Origin of the sequence: Burkholderia sp. AU44665 (assembly GCF_030504405.1) — a bacterium.
Classification (GTDB): Bacteria; Pseudomonadota; Gammaproteobacteria; order Burkholderiales; family Burkholderiaceae; genus Burkholderia; species Burkholderia semiarida.
The window spans coordinates 47,561-64,765 of the sequence record NZ_JAUJRI010000013.1 but is presented as its reverse complement, the minus strand read 5'-3'; the positions used below and the strand labels follow the sequence as shown (position 1 = coordinate 64,765).

At 69.5% G+C, this 17,205-nt stretch carries 15 protein-coding genes and 1 pseudogene; 11 read left to right on the top strand and 5 right to left on the bottom strand.

Translation table 11 applies throughout. The features are described 5' to 3' along the window. Positions 1-201 precede the first annotated feature (201 nt). From eat to eutC, 3 genes are all read left to right on the top strand, one after another. Positions 202-1,614 carry an ethanolamine permease gene (eat, locus tag QZM15_RS23675; protein WP_302107357.1) on the top strand — a complete coding sequence of 471 codons (1,413 nt, stop codon included), beginning with the start codon at positions 202-204 and terminating at the stop codon, positions 1,612-1,614. 100 nt (positions 1,615-1,714) lie between these two features. Next, positions 1,715-3,112, top strand: coding sequence for an ethanolamine ammonia-lyase subunit EutB (locus QZM15_RS23670; RefSeq protein ID WP_302107356.1), 1,398 nt, complete (start codon positions 1,715-1,717; stop codon positions 3,110-3,112). Then, positions 3,109-3,906, top strand: coding sequence for an ethanolamine ammonia-lyase subunit EutC (gene eutC / locus QZM15_RS23665; RefSeq protein ID WP_059638465.1), 798 nt, complete (start codon positions 3,109-3,111; stop codon positions 3,904-3,906). Before QZM15_RS23670 ends, eutC begins: the two co-directional genes overlap by 4 nt. Here the strand turns inward: eutC and QZM15_RS23660 are convergent. Beyond that, on the bottom strand, positions 3,899-4,783 hold the full coding sequence (locus QZM15_RS23660) for a LysR family transcriptional regulator (protein WP_302107355.1): 885 nt from the start codon (positions 4,781-4,783) through the stop codon (positions 3,899-3,901). The genes eutC and QZM15_RS23660 overlap by 8 nt on opposite strands. 155 nt (positions 4,784-4,938) lie before the next feature. Here QZM15_RS23660 and QZM15_RS23655 point away from each other — a divergent pair, with 155 nt between their 5' ends. After that, positions 4,939-6,552: an MFS transporter gene (locus QZM15_RS23655; RefSeq protein WP_302107354.1), complete on the top strand. Its 1,614-nt coding sequence runs from the start codon at positions 4,939-4,941 to the stop codon at positions 6,550-6,552. 129 nt (positions 6,553-6,681) lie between these two features. Here QZM15_RS23655 and QZM15_RS23650 read toward each other — a convergent pair whose 3' ends face one another. Further along, the gene (locus QZM15_RS23650) at positions 6,682-7,110 is read right to left on the bottom strand and encodes a pyridoxamine 5'-phosphate oxidase family protein (protein WP_302107353.1); all 429 of its coding nucleotides are present in this window, start codon (positions 7,108-7,110) and stop codon (positions 6,682-6,684) included. A 320-nt stretch (positions 7,111-7,430) separates the two neighbouring features. On the opposite strand from QZM15_RS23650, the gene QZM15_RS23645 reads away from it, so the two are divergent. From QZM15_RS23645 to QZM15_RS23635, 3 genes are all read left to right on the top strand, one after another. Next, on the top strand, positions 7,431-8,957 hold the full coding sequence (locus QZM15_RS23645) for an aldehyde dehydrogenase family protein (RefSeq protein ID WP_059580582.1): 1,527 nt from the start codon (positions 7,431-7,433) through the stop codon (positions 8,955-8,957). A 178-nt stretch (positions 8,958-9,135) separates the two neighbouring features. Further along, positions 9,136-9,684 (top strand): hypothetical protein, encoded by a 549-nt coding sequence (locus tag QZM15_RS23640; protein ID WP_302107352.1) that lies wholly within the window; start codon positions 9,136-9,138, stop codon positions 9,682-9,684. Between the two features lie 229 nt (positions 9,685-9,913). Beyond that, on the top strand, positions 9,914-10,930 hold the full coding sequence (locus QZM15_RS23635) for a helix-turn-helix domain-containing protein (RefSeq protein WP_059580707.1): 1,017 nt from the start codon (positions 9,914-9,916) through the stop codon (positions 10,928-10,930). Positions 10,931-11,159: 229 nt separating this feature from the next. Here the strand turns inward: QZM15_RS23635 and QZM15_RS23630 are convergent, their stop codons facing one another. Both QZM15_RS23630 and QZM15_RS23625 read right to left on the bottom strand, forming a co-directional pair. After that, positions 11,160-12,257, bottom strand: coding sequence for an ADP-heptose--LPS heptosyltransferase (locus QZM15_RS23630; RefSeq protein WP_302107351.1), 1,098 nt, complete (start codon positions 12,255-12,257; stop codon positions 11,160-11,162). Then, positions 12,254-13,957 (bottom strand): thiamine pyrophosphate-binding protein, encoded by a 1,704-nt coding sequence (locus tag QZM15_RS23625; RefSeq protein WP_124863055.1) that lies wholly within the window; start codon positions 13,955-13,957, stop codon positions 12,254-12,256. The genes QZM15_RS23630 and QZM15_RS23625 overlap by 4 nt, the downstream gene beginning before the upstream one ends. Before the next feature lie 294 nt (positions 13,958-14,251). Here QZM15_RS23625 and QZM15_RS23620 point away from each other — a divergent pair. The 4 genes and pseudogenes from QZM15_RS23620 (at position 14,252) to QZM15_RS23605 (ending at position 15,750) form a co-directional block, all read left to right on the top strand. Further along, positions 14,252-14,712, top strand: a pseudogene (locus QZM15_RS23620) (hypothetical protein). Next, positions 14,709-14,993, top strand: coding sequence for a type II toxin-antitoxin system RelE/ParE family toxin (locus QZM15_RS23615; protein WP_089464443.1), 285 nt, complete (start codon positions 14,709-14,711; stop codon positions 14,991-14,993). The pseudogene QZM15_RS23620 and the gene QZM15_RS23615 overlap by 4 nt, the downstream one beginning before the upstream one ends. Before the next feature lie 119 nt (positions 14,994-15,112). Further along, positions 15,113-15,349 carry a type II toxin-antitoxin system VapB family antitoxin gene (vapB, locus tag QZM15_RS23610; RefSeq protein ID WP_059580709.1) on the top strand — a complete coding sequence of 79 codons (237 nt, stop codon included), beginning with the start codon at positions 15,113-15,115 and terminating at the stop codon, positions 15,347-15,349. Then, positions 15,349-15,750, top strand: a complete 402-nt coding sequence (locus QZM15_RS23605; RefSeq protein ID WP_302107382.1) for a type II toxin-antitoxin system VapC family toxin — start codon at positions 15,349-15,351, stop codon at positions 15,748-15,750. The genes vapB and QZM15_RS23605 overlap by 1 nt, the downstream gene beginning before the upstream one ends. 66 nt (positions 15,751-15,816) lie before the next feature. Here QZM15_RS23605 and QZM15_RS23600 read toward each other — a convergent pair whose 3' ends face one another. Then, the gene (locus QZM15_RS23600) at positions 15,817-17,205 is read right to left on the bottom strand and encodes an L-serine ammonia-lyase (RefSeq protein ID WP_302107350.1); all 1,389 of its coding nucleotides are present in this window, start codon (positions 17,203-17,205) and stop codon (positions 15,817-15,819) included.

The following is a 17,205-nucleotide window of genomic DNA, read 5'->3' as shown; positions in this document are numbered from 1 at the left end:
ACCGGCGTTCCAGCCCGCGCGGCCGGCGTTTCCGCAAGCCTTCGGCAACCCGTGCGGCTGGCGTTTCACCGAGCATTTCCGCAAGCGAAATGTCAGCCGCGATCTTTGCCGAATTTCGATAACACGTCGTTTAATGACTCTCTAGCATCGATTCTCAGTCGCGCGGGCCCGCAGGCCCGGCGCCCTTGAGGAGAGAGTCCGATGAAAGCAGAGTCGAATGGCCGGCCCGCCGCCGGCGCCAAGTCCGCCGGCCAGCCCGCGCTGCAGCAGACGCTCGGGACCTGGCAACTGTGGGGCATCGCGGTCGGCCTCGTGATTTCCGGCGAATACTTCGGCTGGAGCTACGGCTGGGCGAGCGCGGGCACGCTGGGTTTCGTGATCACCGCGCTGTTCGTCGCGGCGATGTACACCACCTTCATCTTCAGTTTCACCGAGCTGACGACGTCGATCCCGCACGCGGGCGGCCCGTTCGCGTATGCGCGCCGCGCGTTCGGCCCGACCGGCGGCTATCTGGCCGGCGCGGCGACGCTCGTCGAGTTCGTGTTCGCGCCGCCCGCGATCGCGCTCGCGATCGGCGCGTACCTGCACGTGCAGTTTCCGGGGCTCGAACCGAAACACGCGGCGATGGGCGCGTATCTCGTATTCATGGCGCTGAACATCGTCGGCGTGCAGATCGCGGCGACCTTCGAGCTCGTCGTCACGCTGCTCGCGATCTTCGAGCTGCTGGTGTTCATGGGCGTCGTGTCGCCGGGCTTCGCGTGGAGCAATTTCACGAAGGGCGGCTGGTCGGGCGCAGACCATTTCAGCCTGGGCGCGTTCCACGGGATGTTCGCGGCGATTCCGTTCGCGATCTGGTTCTTCCTCGCGATCGAGGGCGTCGCGATGGCCGCCGAGGAAGCGAAGAACCCGAAGCGCTCGATTCCGATCGCGTACGTGGCCGGGATTCTGACCCTCGTGGCGCTCGCGATCGGCGTGATGGTGTTCGCCGGCGGCGCGGGCGACTGGACCAAGCTCGCGAACATCAACGACCCGCTGCCGCAGGCGATGAAGTACATCGTCGGCGCGAACAGCGGCTGGATGCACATGCTGGTGTGGCTCGGGCTGTTCGGGCTCGTCGCGTCGTTCCACGGGATCATCCTCGGCTATTCGCGCCAGATCTTCGCGCTGGCCCGCGAAGGCTATCTGCCCGAATGGCTCGGGAAGGTGCATCCGCGCTTCAAGACGCCGCATCGCGCGATCCTCGCCGGCGGCGTGGTCGGGATCGCCGCGATCTACAGCGACGAGCTGATCCAGTTCGGCGGGCAGACGCTCACCGCGAACATCGTGACGATGTCGGTGTTCGGCGCGATCGTGATGTATATCGTCAGCATGGCGGCGCTGTTCAAGCTGCGCCGCTCGCAGCCGAACATGGCGCGGCCGTTCCGCGCGCCGCTGTACCCGATCTTCCCGGCGTTCGCGATCCTGGCGGCGCTCATCTGCCTCGGTACGATGGTGTATTTCAACGGGCTGGTCGCGCTGGTGTTCGTCGGCTTCCTCGCGGTCGGCTACGCGTACTTCCTCGCGACCCGTTCGCAGCGCGCGAGCGCCCCCGGCGACGCGTTGCTGGAGGAGTGAGCAGGATGACGACGGTGAACGTGAAAGGCCGTTCCTGACGGCATCCGGCGCGCCCCGTCGAACGGGCGCGCCGTCGGCTTTTGGCAAGGAGATTCGAACGATGTCCTATACGGAGACGATCGGTCCGCGCACGTACCGCTTCGCGGACCTGAAGACGCTGCTCGCGAAGGCGAGCCCGCTGCGTTCCGGCGATCAGCTCGCCGGCGTCGCGGCGGTGAGCGAGGAGGAGCGCGTCGCCGCGAAGATCGCGCTCGCGGGCGTGCCGCTGAAGGCGTTCCTGAACGAAGCGGTGATCCCGTATGAAGACGACGAGGTCACGCGCCTGATCGTCGACGATCACGACGCGCAGGCGTTCGCGGAGATCTCGCACCTCACCGTCGGCGATTTCCGCAACTGGCTGCTGTCGCCCGCGGCCGACGGCGCGGCGCTCGAGCGGATCGCGCCGGGCCTCACGCCGGAGATGGTCGCGGCCGTGTCGAAGCTGATGCGCAACCAGGACCTGATCGCGGCCGCGAGGAAGCGCCGCGTGGTCACGCGCTTTCGCAACACGGTCGGGCTCGCCGGCCGGATGTCGGTGCGGCTGCAGCCGAACCACCCGACCGACGACGTGAAGGGCATCGCCGCGTCGATGCTCGACGGGCTGATGTACGGCTGCGGCGATGCGATGATCGGCATCAACCCGGCCACCGACAGCCTCGCGGCGATCGTGAAGCTGCTCGCGATGATCGACGGTTTTCGCGAACGCTACGGCGTGCCGACGCAGTCGTGCGTGCTCACGCACGTGACCAACACGATCGCGGCGATCGAGAAGGGCGCGCCGGTCGATCTCGTGTTCCAGTCGATCGCGGGCACCGAGAAGGCGAACGCGAGCTTCGGGATCTCGCTCGCGCTGCTCGGCGAGGCGCGTGAGGCCGCGCTGGCGCTGAAGCGCGGCACGGTCGGCAACAATCTGATGTACTTCGAGACGGGACAGGGCAGCGCGCTGTCGGCGAACGCGCATTTCGGCGTCGACCAGCAGACCTGCGAAGTGCGCGCGTATGCGGTCGCGCGCAAGTTCGAGCCGTTCCTCGTGAACACGGTGGTCGGCTTCATCGGGCCCGAATACCTGTACGACGGCAAGCAGATCATTCGCGCGGGACTCGAGGATCACTTCTGCGGCAAGCTGCTCGGCGTGCCGATGGGCTGCGACATCTGCTATACGAACCACGCGGAAGCCGACCAGGACGACATGGACACGCTGCTGACGCTGCTGGGCGCGGCCGGCATCAACTTCATCATGGGGATTCCGGGCGCGGACGACGTGATGCTGAACTACCAGAGCACGTCGTTCCACGACCAGCTCTACGTGCGCGAGGTGCTCGGCCTGCGCCGCGCGCCCGAATTCGAGGAATGGCTGGAGACGATGGAGATCGCCGACGCGCACGGCGCGCTGCGCGCGGCGTCGGCACGCGTGCCGCTGCTCGCGGGCGCGAACGACTGGATGGGGATTTCCGCATGAGCGACGCCGTCGAGAAGAATCCGTGGGCGCAACTGAAGTCGTTCACGAACGCGCGGATCGCGCTCGGCCGTGCGGGCAACAGCCTGCCGACCGCGCCGCTGCTGGCCTTCAACCTGTCGCATGCGCAGGCGCGCGACGCGGTGCACCAGCCGCTCGACGCGGATGCGCTGCGGCGCGAGATCGAGGCGGCCGGCCTGCTGCCGACGCTGCGCGTGCAGAGCGCCGCGCCCGATCGCGACCACTACCTGCGCCGGCCCGATCTCGGCCGCAAGCTGTCGGACGACAGCCGCGGGCTGCTGGCCGGCTACGGCGCGGCGCTCGACGAGGCGCCCGACGTCGTGTTCGTGGTCGGCGACGGGCTGTCGGCGTTCGCGGCCGCGAAGCAGGCGCTGCCGCTGTTGCAGGCCGTGCGGCCGCGGCTCGACGCGGACGGCTGGCGGATCGGCCCGGTGGTGGTCGCGACGCAGGCGCGCGTCGCGCTCGGCGACGAGATCGGCGAGCTGCTGCGCGCGAAGGTGGTCGCGGTGCTGATCGGCGAACGGCCGGGGCTCAGCTCGCCGGACAGCCTCGGCGTGTATCTGACGTGGGCGCCGAAGGTCGGCTGTCACGACGCGCTGCGCAACTGCATCTCGAACGTGCGGCCCGAAGGGCTGCCGCACGCGGCCGCCGCGCACAAGCTGCATTACCTGATGACGCATGCGCGCAGGCTCGGGCTGACGGGCGTCGGGCTGAAGGACGACAGCGACGCGCTGCTGCCGTCAGCGCAGGCGGAGCGGATCGGGGCGACTACCTGAACAGCCGCTCGCACAGGAAATCGACGAACACGCGCAGCTTCGGCGACAACTGCCGGCTCGACGGCCACACGATCGAGAACTGCCCCGGCGCGATCCGGTAGTCGTCGAGCACGGTGACGAGCGCGCCCTGTTCGAGCGCGTCGCGCGCGAGGAAGTCGGGCATGTAGCCGATGCCAAGCCCCGCGAGCACGGCGCCGCGCAGCGCCTCCATGTTGTTGCAGGTCATCGCGGTGCGCAGTGCGAGCGGCGTGCCGTCGTCGGCCGCGAGCGCCCAGTCCTGCAGCTTGCCGGTGGTCGGGAAACAGTAGCGCACGCAGTCGTGCGCTTCGAGCTCGCGCGGCGTGCGCGGCGTGCCGGCCTGTGCGAGATACGCGGGCGTCGCGCACAGCACGAACGCGAACGGGCCGAGCCGCCGCGACATCAGGCTCGAATCGGACAGCGGGCCGCTGCGGATCACCGCGTCGAAGCCGCCTTCGACCACGTCGACCATTCGGTCGTTGAAATCGAGATCGAGCTCGACGTCCGGATAACGCCGCCGGAATTCGGGCAGCACCGGCAGCAGGAAGCGGTAGCCGATCACCGGCAGGCTCACGCGCAGCTTGCCGCGCGGGCGCTGCGCGGACGCCGTCACGGTCGCCTCCGCGTCGCGGAAATCCTCGAGGATCCGCTGGCAGCGCTCGTAGAAATGCCGTCCCTCGTCGGTGAGCGTCACGCGTCGCGTCGTGCGGTTGAACAGGCGCACGCCGAGCGACTGCTCGAGCTTCGCGATCGTCTTGCCGACCGCGGATGCCGAGATGCCGAGCGTGCGGCCGGCCGCGACGAAGCTCAGCGCTTCGGCGGTGCGGACGAACGCGACGATGCCGGTGAGGTTTTCCATCGAATCGAAGGGCGTGCGGCGACGCACGCCAGCGGGTCAATTGCGGAATTTTAGTCCGTTATATACGGAGCTTCGCGTGGTTTTTCGCGGATTGAATCCGATTTATCTTCTGTCGCTCTGATGGCGCATCCGCGCCGGCTTTTCGAGGAGCGATGATGGATCACCCTGTTTCCACTGCTGCAGCCCTGGCCGCGCGCCGGCGCGCATGGGTGCTGGCCGCCGTCTGCATGGCCGCCGTCGCGCTGCCGCTGTCGTTTTCCGGCGGCGCGGTCGCGACGCCGGCGATCGGCCGCGACCTGCACGGCAGCCCGGTCGCGATGAACTGGATCACCAACGCGTTCATGCTCGCGTTCGGCAGCTTCCTGATGGCGTCGGGCGCGCTGGCCGACCAGTTCGGCCGCAAGCGCCTGTTCGCGATCGGCGTCGGCGGCTTCACGCTGATGTCGGTCGCGCTCGCGTTCGCGCCGTCGATGCTCGCCGTTGATTTGCTGCGCGCTGCGCAAGGGCTCGCGGCGGCGGCGGCGCTGGCCGGCGGCACGGCCGCGCTCGCGCAGGAATTCGACGGCGCGGCGCGCACGCGTGCGTTCAGCCTGCTCGGCACGACCTTCGGGATCGGGCTCGCGTTCGGGCCCGTGCTCGCCGGCGGGCTGATCGGGCATTACGGCTGGCGCGCGATCTTCGTGACGAGCGCGGTGGCCGGCGTGCTGTCGCTCGCGTTCGGGCTGCCGCGCATGCACGAGTCGCGCGACCCGCACGCGACGGGGCTCGACTGGCCCGGCACGGCCGCATTCACGGCCGCGCTGACGCTGTTCACGTTCGGCGTGATCGAAGCGCCCGCGCGCGGCTGGTCGAGCCCGCTCGTGATCGCGTTGCTGGCCGGCGCGGCGCTCGGCGCGTGCGCGTTCGTGACGATCGAGACGCGCGTCGCGCGGCCGATGCTCGACCTGTCGCTGTTTCGCATCGCGCGCTTCGTCGGCGTGCAGGTTCTGCCGGTGTCGACCTGCTGCTGCTACATCGTGCTGCTCGTCGTGCTGCCGCTGCGCTTCATCGGCATCGACGGCTTCAGCGAGATCGACGCCGGCTGGCTGATGCTCGCGATCTCCGCGCCGATGCTGTTCGTGCCGCTCGTCGCGGCGACGCTCACGCGCTGGCTGTCGGCCGGCGTGATTTCGGGGCTCGGGCTGCTGGTCGCGGCGGGCGGGCTCGTGTGGCTCGGCATCGCGCTGCGCGGCGGCGCGGGGCCGGCGGCGATCGCGCCGATGCTCGCGATCGGCGTCGGCGCCGGCATGCCGTGGGGGCTGATGGACGGGCTGTCGGTGAGCGTCGTGCCGAAGGAGCGCGCGGGGATGGCGACGGGCATTTTCAGCACGACGCGCGTGGCCGGCGAGGGAATCGCGCTGGCGATCGTCGGCGCGGTGCTGGCCGCGCTCGCCGAAACGGGCCTCGCGCAGGCGGCAGGAGCTGTCGGCGCGCCGGACGCGACGCTGCGCGCCGCCGCGCGGCTTGCGACCGGCGATCTCGCGGGCGCGGCTGCCGCGTTGCCGGGTGTCGGCCGTGCGGCGTTGATCGCGAGCTACGCGCACGCGTTCGACCGGCTGCTGACCGGGCTGGCCGTCGTCACGGTGCTGTGCGCGGTGGTGGTGTTCGGGTTCCTCGGCGGGCGGCCGGTTGCCGACGAAGCGGGCGACGATGCGGACGCCCGCGCGCATGCCGAGGCGTCGGCGCGCGGCCGCGTCGCGCCGGCCGGTGCGGAGACGCATGGGCGTTGAGCGTTGCAGCGCGGTGATTCGGCGGGTCGGCCCATCGGCCCATCGGCGCATCAGCACATCAGCACACCGGTCGACGCAGCCGCCGTACCCGCATGGTCCTCCGTCGGCGGGCGTGTCACCCGCCGCGCATCACGCCAGCACGAGCGGCGGCAAGTCCGCATCCGTTCGTGCCTGCGCGCATTCCACTTCGATCACCAGACAGCGCAGCGCATCCGGCCACAGGTCCGCGTGGCGTCGCGGATCCTCGTCGAGCGTCGCGCGGCCCTGCACGAGCCAAGTCGTCTGGCGCACGAAATCGACGAACAGCAACGCGATGGCCGGATTCACCAGCAGGTTGCCGATCGTGTTGAGCAGGTTGTTGCCCGCGAAGTCGGGCAGCACCAGCGTGCGGCGGTCCGGGATATCGACGAGCGGCGTGAACGAACCGTCGGCGCGCGGCTGGCGGCCGCGATACGAACAGTCGCCGTTGCCGGCCGCGTCGGCGGTCGCGACGATCAGGAAAGCCTGCTCGCGGATGAACGCGATGGCGTCGTCGGTCAGGGGGCCGCGATCGTTCATGGTGTCGGTCGGCGCGAGCGCCGTGGCGTGTGGATCCGTCACGCGCACGCAAGCGACATGCCACGCGACGCGGCGTTCTCCGCGTGCAGCGCCCGGCCGCGCACTGTGGAAATTCCGAACACCGGCCGCAGCGCTGCGCAACCGCGGTGTTCAGAATCGGTACACCCGTCGTGTTGCTTGCGTGAACACCGCACGGTGCGCACGCGCGCCGGCCGCGATCGACATGCTCCCGTTCCGTTTGGCACGCATGTTGCGTAAACGGGATCAGCGCATTCCAACCGGCGCTGTACTCACACAAGCACGATGAACAGGAGACATGTATGAACCCGTTTGACCTGAAACAACTGGGCCTCGACGTCGAATACCCGTACCGCCAGCAATACGACAACTACATCGGCGGCAAGTGGGTGGCGCCCGTGAAGGGCGAGTATTTCGAGAACGTGTCGCCGATCAACGGCCAGCCGTTCTGCCGCGTGCCGCGCTCCGGCGCCGACGACATTGAGCTGGCGCTCGACGCCGCGCATGCCGCGCGCCGCAAGTGGGGCAAGACGTCGGTTGCCGAGCGCGCGAACCTGCTGCTCGCCGCCGCCGACCGGATGGAAAAGAACCTGAAGCTGCTGGCCGTGGCCGAGACGATCGACAACGGCAAGCCGCTGCGCGAGACGATGGCGGCCGACCTGCCGCTCGCGATCGACCACTTCCGCTACTTCGCGGGCTGCATCCGCGCGCAGGAAGGCGGCATCTCCGAAATCGACGACAACACCGTCGCGTACCACTTCCACGAGCCGCTCGGCGTGGTCGGCCAGATCATCCCGTGGAATTTCCCGCTGCTGATGGCCGCGTGGAAGCTCGCGCCTGCGCTCGCGGCCGGCTGCTGCGTGGTGATGAAGCCGGCCGAGCAGACGCCCGCATCGGTGCTCGTGCTGATGGAACTGATCGGCGACCTGTTCCCGGCCGGCGCGATCAACATCGTGAACGGCTTCGGCAAGGAAGCGGGCGAAGCGCTCGCGACCAGCAAGCGGATCGCGAAGATCGCGTTCACGGGCTCGACGCCGGTCGGCAAGCACGTGCTGCGCGCGGCGGCCGAAAGCCTGATCCCGTCGACGGTCGAACTGGGCGGCAAGAGCCCGAACATCTTCTTCGCCGACGTGCTCGACCAGGACGACGCGTTCCTCGACAAGGCGCTCGAAGGGCTCGCGATGTTCGCGCTGAACCAGGGCGAAGTGTGCACGTGCCCGTCGCGGATCCTGATCCAGGAATCGATCTACGACCGCTTCATCGAGAAGGCCGTCGCGCGCGTCGAGCGCATCAAGGCCGGCCATCCGCTCGACATGCAGACGATGATCGGCGCGCAGGCGTCGCAGCAGCAGCTCGACAAGATCCTGTCGTACATCGACATCGGCCGCGGCGAAGGCGCGCAATGCCTGACGGGCGGCGAGCGCACGGCGCCGGCCGCCGAACTCGGCACGGGCTACTACGTGAAGCCGACGATGCTGCTCGGTAACAACAAGATGCGCGTGTTCCAGGAAGAGATCTTCGGGCCGGTCGCGTCGGTGATGACGTTCAAGGACGAGCAGGAAGCGATCGAACTCGCGAACGACACGTTCTACGGGCTCGGCGCGGGCGTGTGGACCCGCAACGGCACGCGTGCGTACCGCATGGGCCGCGAGATCGAGGCCGGCCGCGTGTGGACCAACTGCTATCACCTGTATCCCGCGCATGCGGCGTTCGGCGGCTACAAGCAGTCGGGCATCGGCCGCGAGACGCACAAGATGGCGCTGTCGAACTATCAGCAGACGAAGTGCCTGCTGGTCAGCTATCAGGCCGAGGCGCTCGGGTTCTTCTGATCGCCGAAGCCGTGGCGACGTGTCGTGGCCGGTCGGGCCCGGCACGTCGCCCGGTTCGATTTCCCTGTTCGACAGTCGGCGCCGGTTGCGTTTCCCTGCACGGCCGGCGCCGGCAACGCCGCCGGCTGCCGCCTGTTCGCGGCGGCACGGTGCGCCGATGCATGCAACCGCTCCCAGCATGGCAGAACCGCCCCGATCCTTTCCGCGCCACCCGGTATTCCATCCGGGCGAACTCGACGCGCAGCACCGCTTCGGCGTCGCCGACGAAGCCGAGCGGATGAGCGACGCCGTGACCACGCGGCTGAGCGTCGGCGTGCGGCAGTTCGTCGAATCGCAGCCGTTCATGTTCGTCGGCATGGCATCGGGCGCCGGTGCGTCGATGACCTGCGACATCGTGCAGAGCCGGCGTGACGCGAACGGCGATCTGCTGCCGGTGGTGCGCGTGATCGACACGAAGACGCTGCGCTTCGCGCTGCCGACCGCGCTTGACGGCGACGGCGGCCGGATCGACGCGGCCGCCTGCGACGGCCGCGGCGTCGGATTGCTGTTCGTCGATTTCGTGCGCGGCCTGCGCTACCGGATCAACGGTCGCGCCACGCTGCGCGCGGGTCTGCCGGAAGCGGACGCGGCGCCGTGGGCGGCCGGCAGCGCGATCGTCGAACTGGCGATCGCGCAGGCATACGGCAATTGCGGCACGCGGGTCGTGCGGCTGAGGCCGGCCCCGTAGCCGGCCCCGTAGCCGGCCCGGTACCCGGGCTGCATATGCGCGCGGCGGCGCGCATGCGCGGTGGCCGCGCGGAGCGCACCGGCGGCGTGCGCGGCATGCCGCGTTCGGGTGCGCCCGCATGGCGCCCATCGGCCGGACAGCGTGCAATGGCGGATGGTTCGCCGGGCCGTGCGGTTCGGCACGGGACTTGCGTGATGCGCAGGGTTCCGCGCAGGTGAGGGAGGACACGATGAATCGACATGTGGCGTGTACGGAGGAGCCGACCGCCGAAGACACGCGGCGCAGCGCGCAGGGCGACGACGCGTTCGCCGGGCAGGCCGTCGTCAGCGTCGCGCACGATGCGGACGAGCAGGCGCGCAACCTGATCGGCTGGCGGCAGACCTACGACCAGCTCGCGGCCGGCCGCTTCGTCGGCACGCTGACCGAGCTGCCGCTCGACACGATGAAGCTGTTCCGCGAATCGACCAGCCACCTGCTGCGCCAGGCCTGCGAAGTGCGCGGCGATGCGTACTGGTTCGGCATCCCGCTCGTGTGCGACGGCTCGGCGCGCGTCGATGCGTGCCGCATCGGCCCCGGCGCGCTCGCGTTCCGGCCCGGCAACGTCGAATTCGAACTGGTGACGCCCGCGCAGTTCTCGATCTACGGCGTCGTCGTGCGCGGCGACGTGCTGCGCCGCTACGCGGAGGAAGTCGAGCACCGTGCGCTCGACGAGCGGCTGTTCACGCAGCGCGTGATGCAGGTCGGCGACGCGCGGCTCGCGCATCTGTGCGCGCTGCTCGGCCGCCGGCTCGACGGCGCGGTGGCGATGGCCGGCCCGCTGCCCGATGCGCAGCGCGACGATCTGCAGGCCGAAGTGCTGGCCGCGCTGTTCGATGCGTGCGCGCAACCGGCCGACGACGGCAGCGGCGCCGCGCCGTCGACGCGCCGCTGGATCGTCGACCAGGCGCGCGACTACGTGCTCGCGCACCGCACGCGCCCGGTGGGCGTGCCCGAGCTGTGCGAACAGTTGCACGTGAGCCGGCGCACGCTGCAATACTGCTTCCAGGACGTGCTCGGGATGGCGCCCGCGACCTACCTGCGCACGCTGCGGCTGAACGGCGCGCGGCGCGACCTGTGCGGGCGCGCGGCCGGCTCGGTGCAGGACGTCGCGGAGGCGTGGGGCTTCTGGCATCTGAGCCAGTTCGCGACCGATTACCGGCGCCTGTTCGGCAAACGGCCATCCGAGACGCTGCGCGATCGCGCGTGACGCGTTCGGCGCGGTGAGCCGGGCGGCCGGCGCGGCGCTCGCGGCGGTGGTGGTGCCGTGCGCGCGCTGTTGCCGGTTCGATCGTTCCGCTCGCCGCCGCGCCGGCTTCGCTCAGGCGGCCGGTGCGAGCCTGGCGGGATCAGCCGGGCAGCCGAAGCGGCGCCCGTGCCGGCGCAGTGCGTGTGCCGCTGCCGATTCGATCGCCACGCTCGCCGACGCGCCGACTTGCTCAGGTGGCCGCTGCCGCCGCGTCGCGCGGCGCGGGCCACGCCAGCGCGTCCCAGTCGATTGCACGGTAAGCGGCGTCGACCGCCGCCAGATCGTCCGGCTGTTCGCTGCGATGCAGCCCGTGCAATTCGGCCGGCACGTCGAGCGCAACCGGCACGCAATGCGGATAGTCGCGCACGCGCAGCGCCGGCCCGATCGTCGTGAAGCACGCGAGCGTCGGCACGTCGAAACCGTCGGCGAGATGCAGCGCCGCCGTGTCCGGCGCGAACAGCAGGCTCGCGCCCTTGATCCACGCGATGAAGCGCGCGGTGTCGGTCGCGTGGCGGCTCACGTCCACGTAAGCCGGATGCGCGATCGGGCCGAAGCCGACCACCGGCAACCCGTAACGTTGCGCGAGCCGTTCCACGAACGCGACGCGCAACGCACGCGGCACGCTGCGCACCGCGGTGCTCGCATTCGGGCAGAACAGCACGTAAGGCCGCCGCCACTCGGCCGGCAGCGCAGGCAGCGGCAGCCGCGCGAGCCAGCGGTTGCGTTTCGCGGCGGCCGGCACGGCGGCCGGATCGACGCCGAGCGCGTCGAGGAAGAAGTCGATCATCGGCAGCCGCGCGAATGCGGGCCAGTACAGGTGATTGCCAACGTCGATGCAATGCGCGTCGGCGGGCAGCGCTTCCGCGGGGCACGGCAGCGCGCGCGACGGCGCGACGACGTCGGCCGCGAGTGCATACAGCGCCTCGACATAGCGCGGCGCGCGCGCGGGCCGGTACAGCGTGAAGCGCAGGCCCGGATGGGCCGCACGCAGCGCGGCGACGGCCGTCAGCCCGATCACCGAATCGCCGAGCGCGACGCCCATCCCGTTGATCACGTGCACGTGCCGCGCGTCGCCGTAATCGAGCCGGAACGGCCGGTGCGCGGCGTGCAGCAGGCCGAGTGAGGATGCGGCAGGCACGTAGCCGTCGGCGCGCTCGTCGCCATGCTCGAGATCGTACGGCGCGACGAGCGTGCCGTCGGGCGAGAGCAGCGTGCCGGGGCAGGCCAGTGCGTCGTCGTGCGACAGCACGGCGGCGGGCGGTGCGGCGTGCATGTCCATCGCCGTCATGCGCCGCGCGCGCGGCGGCCTTGCTCGCGGATCTGCTCGAGCGTCGCGGCCGGCGTGCTCGCGTCCTGCGGGATGCGGATCTCGATCACCGCGGGCAGCCCGCACGTCAATGCGCGTTCGAGCGCGGGCGCGAAATCGGCGGTGCGCTCGACCGTCTCGCCATGCGCGCCGAACGCACGCGCATAGGCCGCGAAATCCGGGTTCGTGAGCCCGGTGCCGTGCACGCGGCCCGGGTAGTTGCGCTCCTGATGCATGCGGATCGTGCCGAAATGGCCGTTGTTGACGACGATCGCGACGATGTTCAGCCCGTATTGCATCGCGGTCGCGAGCTCGTTGCCGGCCATCATGAAGCAGCCGTCGCCGGCGAGCGCGACGACGGCGCGCTGCGGATACAGCGACTTCGCGGCGAGCGCGGCCGGCAGCCCGTAGCCCATCGCGCCGCTCGTCGGCGCGAGCTGCGAACGGAAGTGCCGGTACGCGAAGTGGCGATGCAGCCAGATCGCATAGTTGCCCGCGCCGTTGGTCAGGATCGCGTCGTGCGGCAGGCGCTCGCGCAACTGCACCATCACGTCGCCGAGCTGCACGTCGCCGGGCATCGGCAGCGGCGCATGCCATTCGCGGTATGCGCGGTGCGCGTCGGCGGCCGTACCGGCCCACGCGGGCCGCTCGGGCGGTTCGAGCGCGGCCAGCGGCGCGGCGATCTCCGGCATGCCCGACACGATCGGCAGGTCGGCGGCGTACACGCGGCCGAGTTCGTCCGCGCCCTGGTGCACGTGAACCAGCGTCTGGCGTGTCTTCGGGATGTCGAGCAGCGTGTAGCCGCCGGTCGTCGCTTCGCCGAGGCGCGGCCCGATCACGAGCAGCAGGTCGGCGTCGCGGATGCGTTTCGCGAGCGCCGGGTTGATTCCGAGCCCGACGTCGCCCGCGTAGTTCGGGTGCGCGTTGTCGATCGTGTCCTGGAAGCGAAATGCGCACGCGACCGGCAATTGCCAGCGTTCGGCGAAGGTGCGCAGGTTCGCGCAGGCGTCCGGCGTCCAGCCGCTGCCGCCGACGATCGCGAACGGCCGTTCCGCGCGCGCGAGCCGCTCGCGCAACTCGTCGATCTGCGCGGCCGACGGCGCGGCCGCGATGCGTTTCGCGGCCGGCACGACGCGCTGCGGCGCGCACGCGTCGGACAGCACGTCCTCCGGCAGCGCGAGCACGACCGGGCCGGGCCGCCCGGACGTCGCGACGTGGAACGCGTGGCTCAGGTATTCGGGAATGCGGCGCGGATCGTCGATCTGCGCGACCCATTTCGCCATCTGGCCGAACATCCGGCGGTAGTCGATTTCCTGGAAGGCTTCGCGGTCGAGGTGCTCGCGCGCGCACTGGCCGACGAACAGGATCATCGGCGTCGAATCCTGGAACGCGGTATGCACGCCGATCGACGCATGGGTCGCGCCGGGCCCGCGCGTGACGAACGCGACGCCGGGGCGGCCGGTCAGCTTGCCGACCGCCTCGGCCATGTTCGCGGCGGCCGCCTCGTGGCGGCAGACGACCGTCTGGATGCGGGCGGTGTCGTCCGCCAGCGCATCGAGCACGGCGAGGAAGCTCTCGCCCGGCACGCAGAACACGCGTTCGACGTGATTGGCGAGCAACGCATCGACGAGCAGTCGCGCACCGGTGGTGGCGCGCGGCTCGAGATCCTTGGAATGCGACATGGGCTGCCGTCTCCCTGGGTAGCGGGACGTACAGCTTACGCCGGTTGGCGGCGCGCCGGTACGCCGGGCGGTGAAAAGTGTCGGAACGCTGGGCGGTTCGGCGAGGGCGCACCGCCTTCGGTTGGCCGACCGGCCAGCTTGTGCGGACTGGCGCGAGGGCGGAAAGTGAGTGCTATGGATGGTGGGCTGACGCTTGTCTCGATCCGGAGCGGGCATCCCAAATAACAATAAATTGGGATGCCACTCAATAGTAAAATTTCAGCGAATGCGTGGAGAAAGGGGGCGAGAATCGCCGTGACGACCGAAACGATTGATCAAAAGACGCTGACGGAGCTGGTCGCAGCCGGCGCGGTGCGTGCGGCCCGCGTGGTCGGTTGCGGCAACGGTTGGGCGTTCTCGGCCCGGTGCGGCGCACACGAACGTTTCTGTCGGCCAAGCGCGGCGACGTGCGGGTGTTTCGCCGTTTTGAAACGCTGGTCGGCTTTCTGCGCGATATCGGTATCAGCCGATTCGATGTGGACGCGTCGGCATTCGACCCGGATGCGGCCGGCCGGGCGACCCGGCCCGATCGCGCGGCGGCGCTGAAGGCGGCACACGAGGCGGCGGCCCACGATCGCTGGTTTCGCGAGCAGGTGCAGCAGGCGCTGGACGACCCGCGTGCGTCGATTCCGGATGCCGAAGTCAGCGCCGACTTCGCGTCGCGACGTGCGGCGCTGCGTGACCGGCTTGCCGGCAAGCGCGGGGATGCTTCTTGACCCTTGCGTTGCACTGGAATCCGAAGGCGCACGAGGATCGCGCCGCGATCATGGACACCATCGCCGAGGACGACCCGCTGGCCGCCCTCGAACTCGACGAACTGCTGGAAGAAAGGGCGGCGGCGTTACCGGCCCATGCCGAGTTGTATCGGCGAGGGCGGGTGGCCGGCACGCGTGAGCTGGTGGTCGCGCCGAACGATGTGCTCGTGTATCGCATCCGGCCGGCCGAGGGCATCGTGGAGATCCTCCGCGTGCTGCATGCGCGACGGCAATGGCCGTGACGCGCGTATTCACGGCCGGCTCGTCAGCCGAAGAAACACCTGTTATGTACACACATGGATTTACATCTCGGCCCGCATCGGATAATGTACATACAATGTACATCCGGACGGAGATCGACATGCATACCACGAGGGTATTCAGAAACGGCAACTCGCAGGCCGTGCGTATTCCTGCGGACCTTGCCTATGAACGCAGCGATATCGAGCTGGAAATCGAGCGGGTCGGTGACGAAATCCGCATTCGGCCGATGCGGCGGCCTCTGACCAACGTACTCGAGAAATTCGCGAAATTCGGGCCGGACTTCATGACCGAAGGGCGTGGCGACCATGAACAGGCCGAACGTGAGGGCTTGTGATGCCGCGCTTCATGCTCGACACCAACATGTGCATCTATCTGATGAAAAATCAGCCGGAGCAGGTCGCGAGACGATTTGCGCAGTGCTACACGGGCGACGTCGTCATGTCCGCGGTCACTTATGCGGAGCTCGAGTACGGCGTGACCGCATGCACGAGCCCTGCTCGCGAACGCCGCAACCTCGCGGCGTTGATCGAAGATATTCCCGTCGCGCCTTTCGACGTGCCGGCCGCGCAAGCGTATGGTCCGATCCGCGAGGCCACCCGCGAACGGAAGAAGGATCACCTCGACAAATTGATCTCCGCGCATGCGGTGTCGCTCGATGTCGTCCTGGTGACCAACAACGAGCGGGATTTCGTCAGCTATCCGGGATTGCGCGTGGAGAACTGGCTGAACGATTAGTGCCGGGTGTCGAGCCCGGCGGCAATACGTCGGCCGACGGGCCTCGCATTGCCGCCGGGTCCCGCATCAGCACTCGACGATATTCACCGCCAGCCCGCCGCGCGACGTTTCCTTGTACTTGGTCTTCATGTCGGCGCCCGTCTCGCGCATCGTCTTGATCACCGAGTCGAGCGACACGTAGTGCGAGCCGTCGCCGCGCAGCGCCATGCGCGCCGCGTTGACGGCCTTCACCGACGCCATTGCGTTGCGCTCGATGCACGGGATCTGCACCATCCCGCCGACCGGGTCGCAGGTCAGGCCGAGGTTGTGCTCCATCCCGATCTCGGCCGCGTTCTCGACCTGCTGGGGCGTGCCGCCGAGCACGGCCGCGAGCGCGCCGGCCGCCATCGAGCACGCAACGCCCACTTCGCCCTGGCAGCCGACTTCCGCGCCCGAGATCGATGCGTTGAGCTTGTACAGGATGCCGATCGCGGCGGCCGTCAGCAGGAAGTCGATCACGCCCTGTTCGTTCGCGCCGGGCGTGAAGCGCGTGTAGTAATGGAGCACGGCCGGGATGATGCCGGCCGCGCCGTTGGTCGGCGCGGTGACGACGCGGCCGCCGGCCGCGTTTTCCTCGTTGACCGCGATCGCGTACAGGTTGATCCAGTCGATCATCGACAGCGGATCCTGCAGCGCTCGCTCGGGGCTGCCCGTCAGCGTGCGGTACAACTGCGGCGCGCGGCGCTTGACCTGGAACGGGCCGGGCAGGTTGCCGTCGGCGTCCGGGTTGCCGATCCCGCACCCGCGCGACACGCACGACTGCATCACGGCCCAGATCTTCAGCAGCCCGTCGCGCGTTTCTTCCTCGGTGTGCCACGCGCGCTCGTTTTCCCACATCAGTTGCGCGATCGACTTGCCGGTCGACGCGGTCAGCGCGAGCAGCTCCGCGCCGGTGCGGAACGGGTGCGTCATCTGCTCGGCCGCGCTCAGCACCTTCGTGTTCGGCGCGCCGGCCGTCACGACGAAGCCGCCGCCGACCGACAGGTACGTGCGCTCGACCAGTACCGCGCCGTTCGCATCGCTCGCGCGCAGCTTCATCCCGTTCGGATGTTCGGGCAGCGCCTGGCGGTAGAACGCGATGTTCTCCTTCAGCACGAACGGCACCGGGTGCGTGCCGAGCAGCGCGAGTTGCTTCGTCTTGCGGACGTCTTCGAGCCGCGCGTCGATCGTGTCGGGATCGACGGTGTCGGGCGCGTCGCCGAGCAGGCCGAGCATCACGCCGCGGTCGGTGCCGTGGCCCTTGCCGGTGGCGCCGAGCGAGCCGTACAGCTCGACCTTCACGTGAGCCGTCGCGTCGAGCAGCCCGTCGCGCTCGAGGCCCTGGACGAACATCAGCGCGGCGCGCATCGGCCCGACCGTATGCGAACTGGACGGACCGATGCCGATCTTGAAGAGGTCAAACACGCTGACTGCCAT

Bases quoted from the DNA above. Each gene is read 5' to 3' on its own strand.
- QZM15_RS23660 (WP_302107355.1), bottom strand. From the start codon at position 4,783: ATGGAAAACCTCACCGGCATCGTCGCGTTCGTCCGCACCGCCGAAGCG.
- QZM15_RS23670 (WP_302107356.1), top strand. From the start codon at position 1,715: ATGTCCTATACGGAGACGATCGGTCCGCGCACGTACCGCTTCGCGGAC.
- QZM15_RS23655 (WP_302107354.1), top strand. From the start codon at position 4,939: ATGGATCACCCTGTTTCCACTGCTGCAGCCCTGGCCGCGCGCCGGCGC.
- QZM15_RS23605 (WP_302107382.1), top strand. From the start codon at position 15,349: ATGCCGCGCTTCATGCTCGACACCAACATGTGCATCTATCTGATGAAA.
- QZM15_RS23630 (WP_302107351.1), bottom strand. From the start codon at position 12,257: ATGACGGCGATGGACATGCACGCCGCACCGCCCGCCGCCGTGCTGTCG.
- QZM15_RS23640 (WP_302107352.1), top strand. From the start codon at position 9,136: ATGGCAGAACCGCCCCGATCCTTTCCGCGCCACCCGGTATTCCATCCG.
- eat (WP_302107357.1), top strand. From the start codon at position 202: ATGAAAGCAGAGTCGAATGGCCGGCCCGCCGCCGGCGCCAAGTCCGCC.
- QZM15_RS23600 (WP_302107350.1), bottom strand. From the start codon at position 17,205: ATGGCAGTCAGCGTGTTTGACCTCTTCAAGATCGGCATCGGTCCGTCC.
- QZM15_RS23635 (WP_059580707.1), top strand. From the start codon at position 9,914: ATGAATCGACATGTGGCGTGTACGGAGGAGCCGACCGCCGAAGACACG.
- QZM15_RS23625 (WP_124863055.1), bottom strand. From the start codon at position 13,957: ATGTCGCATTCCAAGGATCTCGAGCCGCGCGCCACCACCGGTGCGCGA.
- QZM15_RS23650 (WP_302107353.1), bottom strand. From the start codon at position 7,110: ATGAACGATCGCGGCCCCCTGACCGACGACGCCATCGCGTTCATCCGC.
- QZM15_RS23645 (WP_059580582.1), top strand. From the start codon at position 7,431: ATGAACCCGTTTGACCTGAAACAACTGGGCCTCGACGTCGAATACCCG.
- eutC (WP_059638465.1), top strand. From the start codon at position 3,109: ATGAGCGACGCCGTCGAGAAGAATCCGTGGGCGCAACTGAAGTCGTTC.
- vapB (WP_059580709.1), top strand. From the start codon at position 15,113: ATGCATACCACGAGGGTATTCAGAAACGGCAACTCGCAGGCCGTGCGT.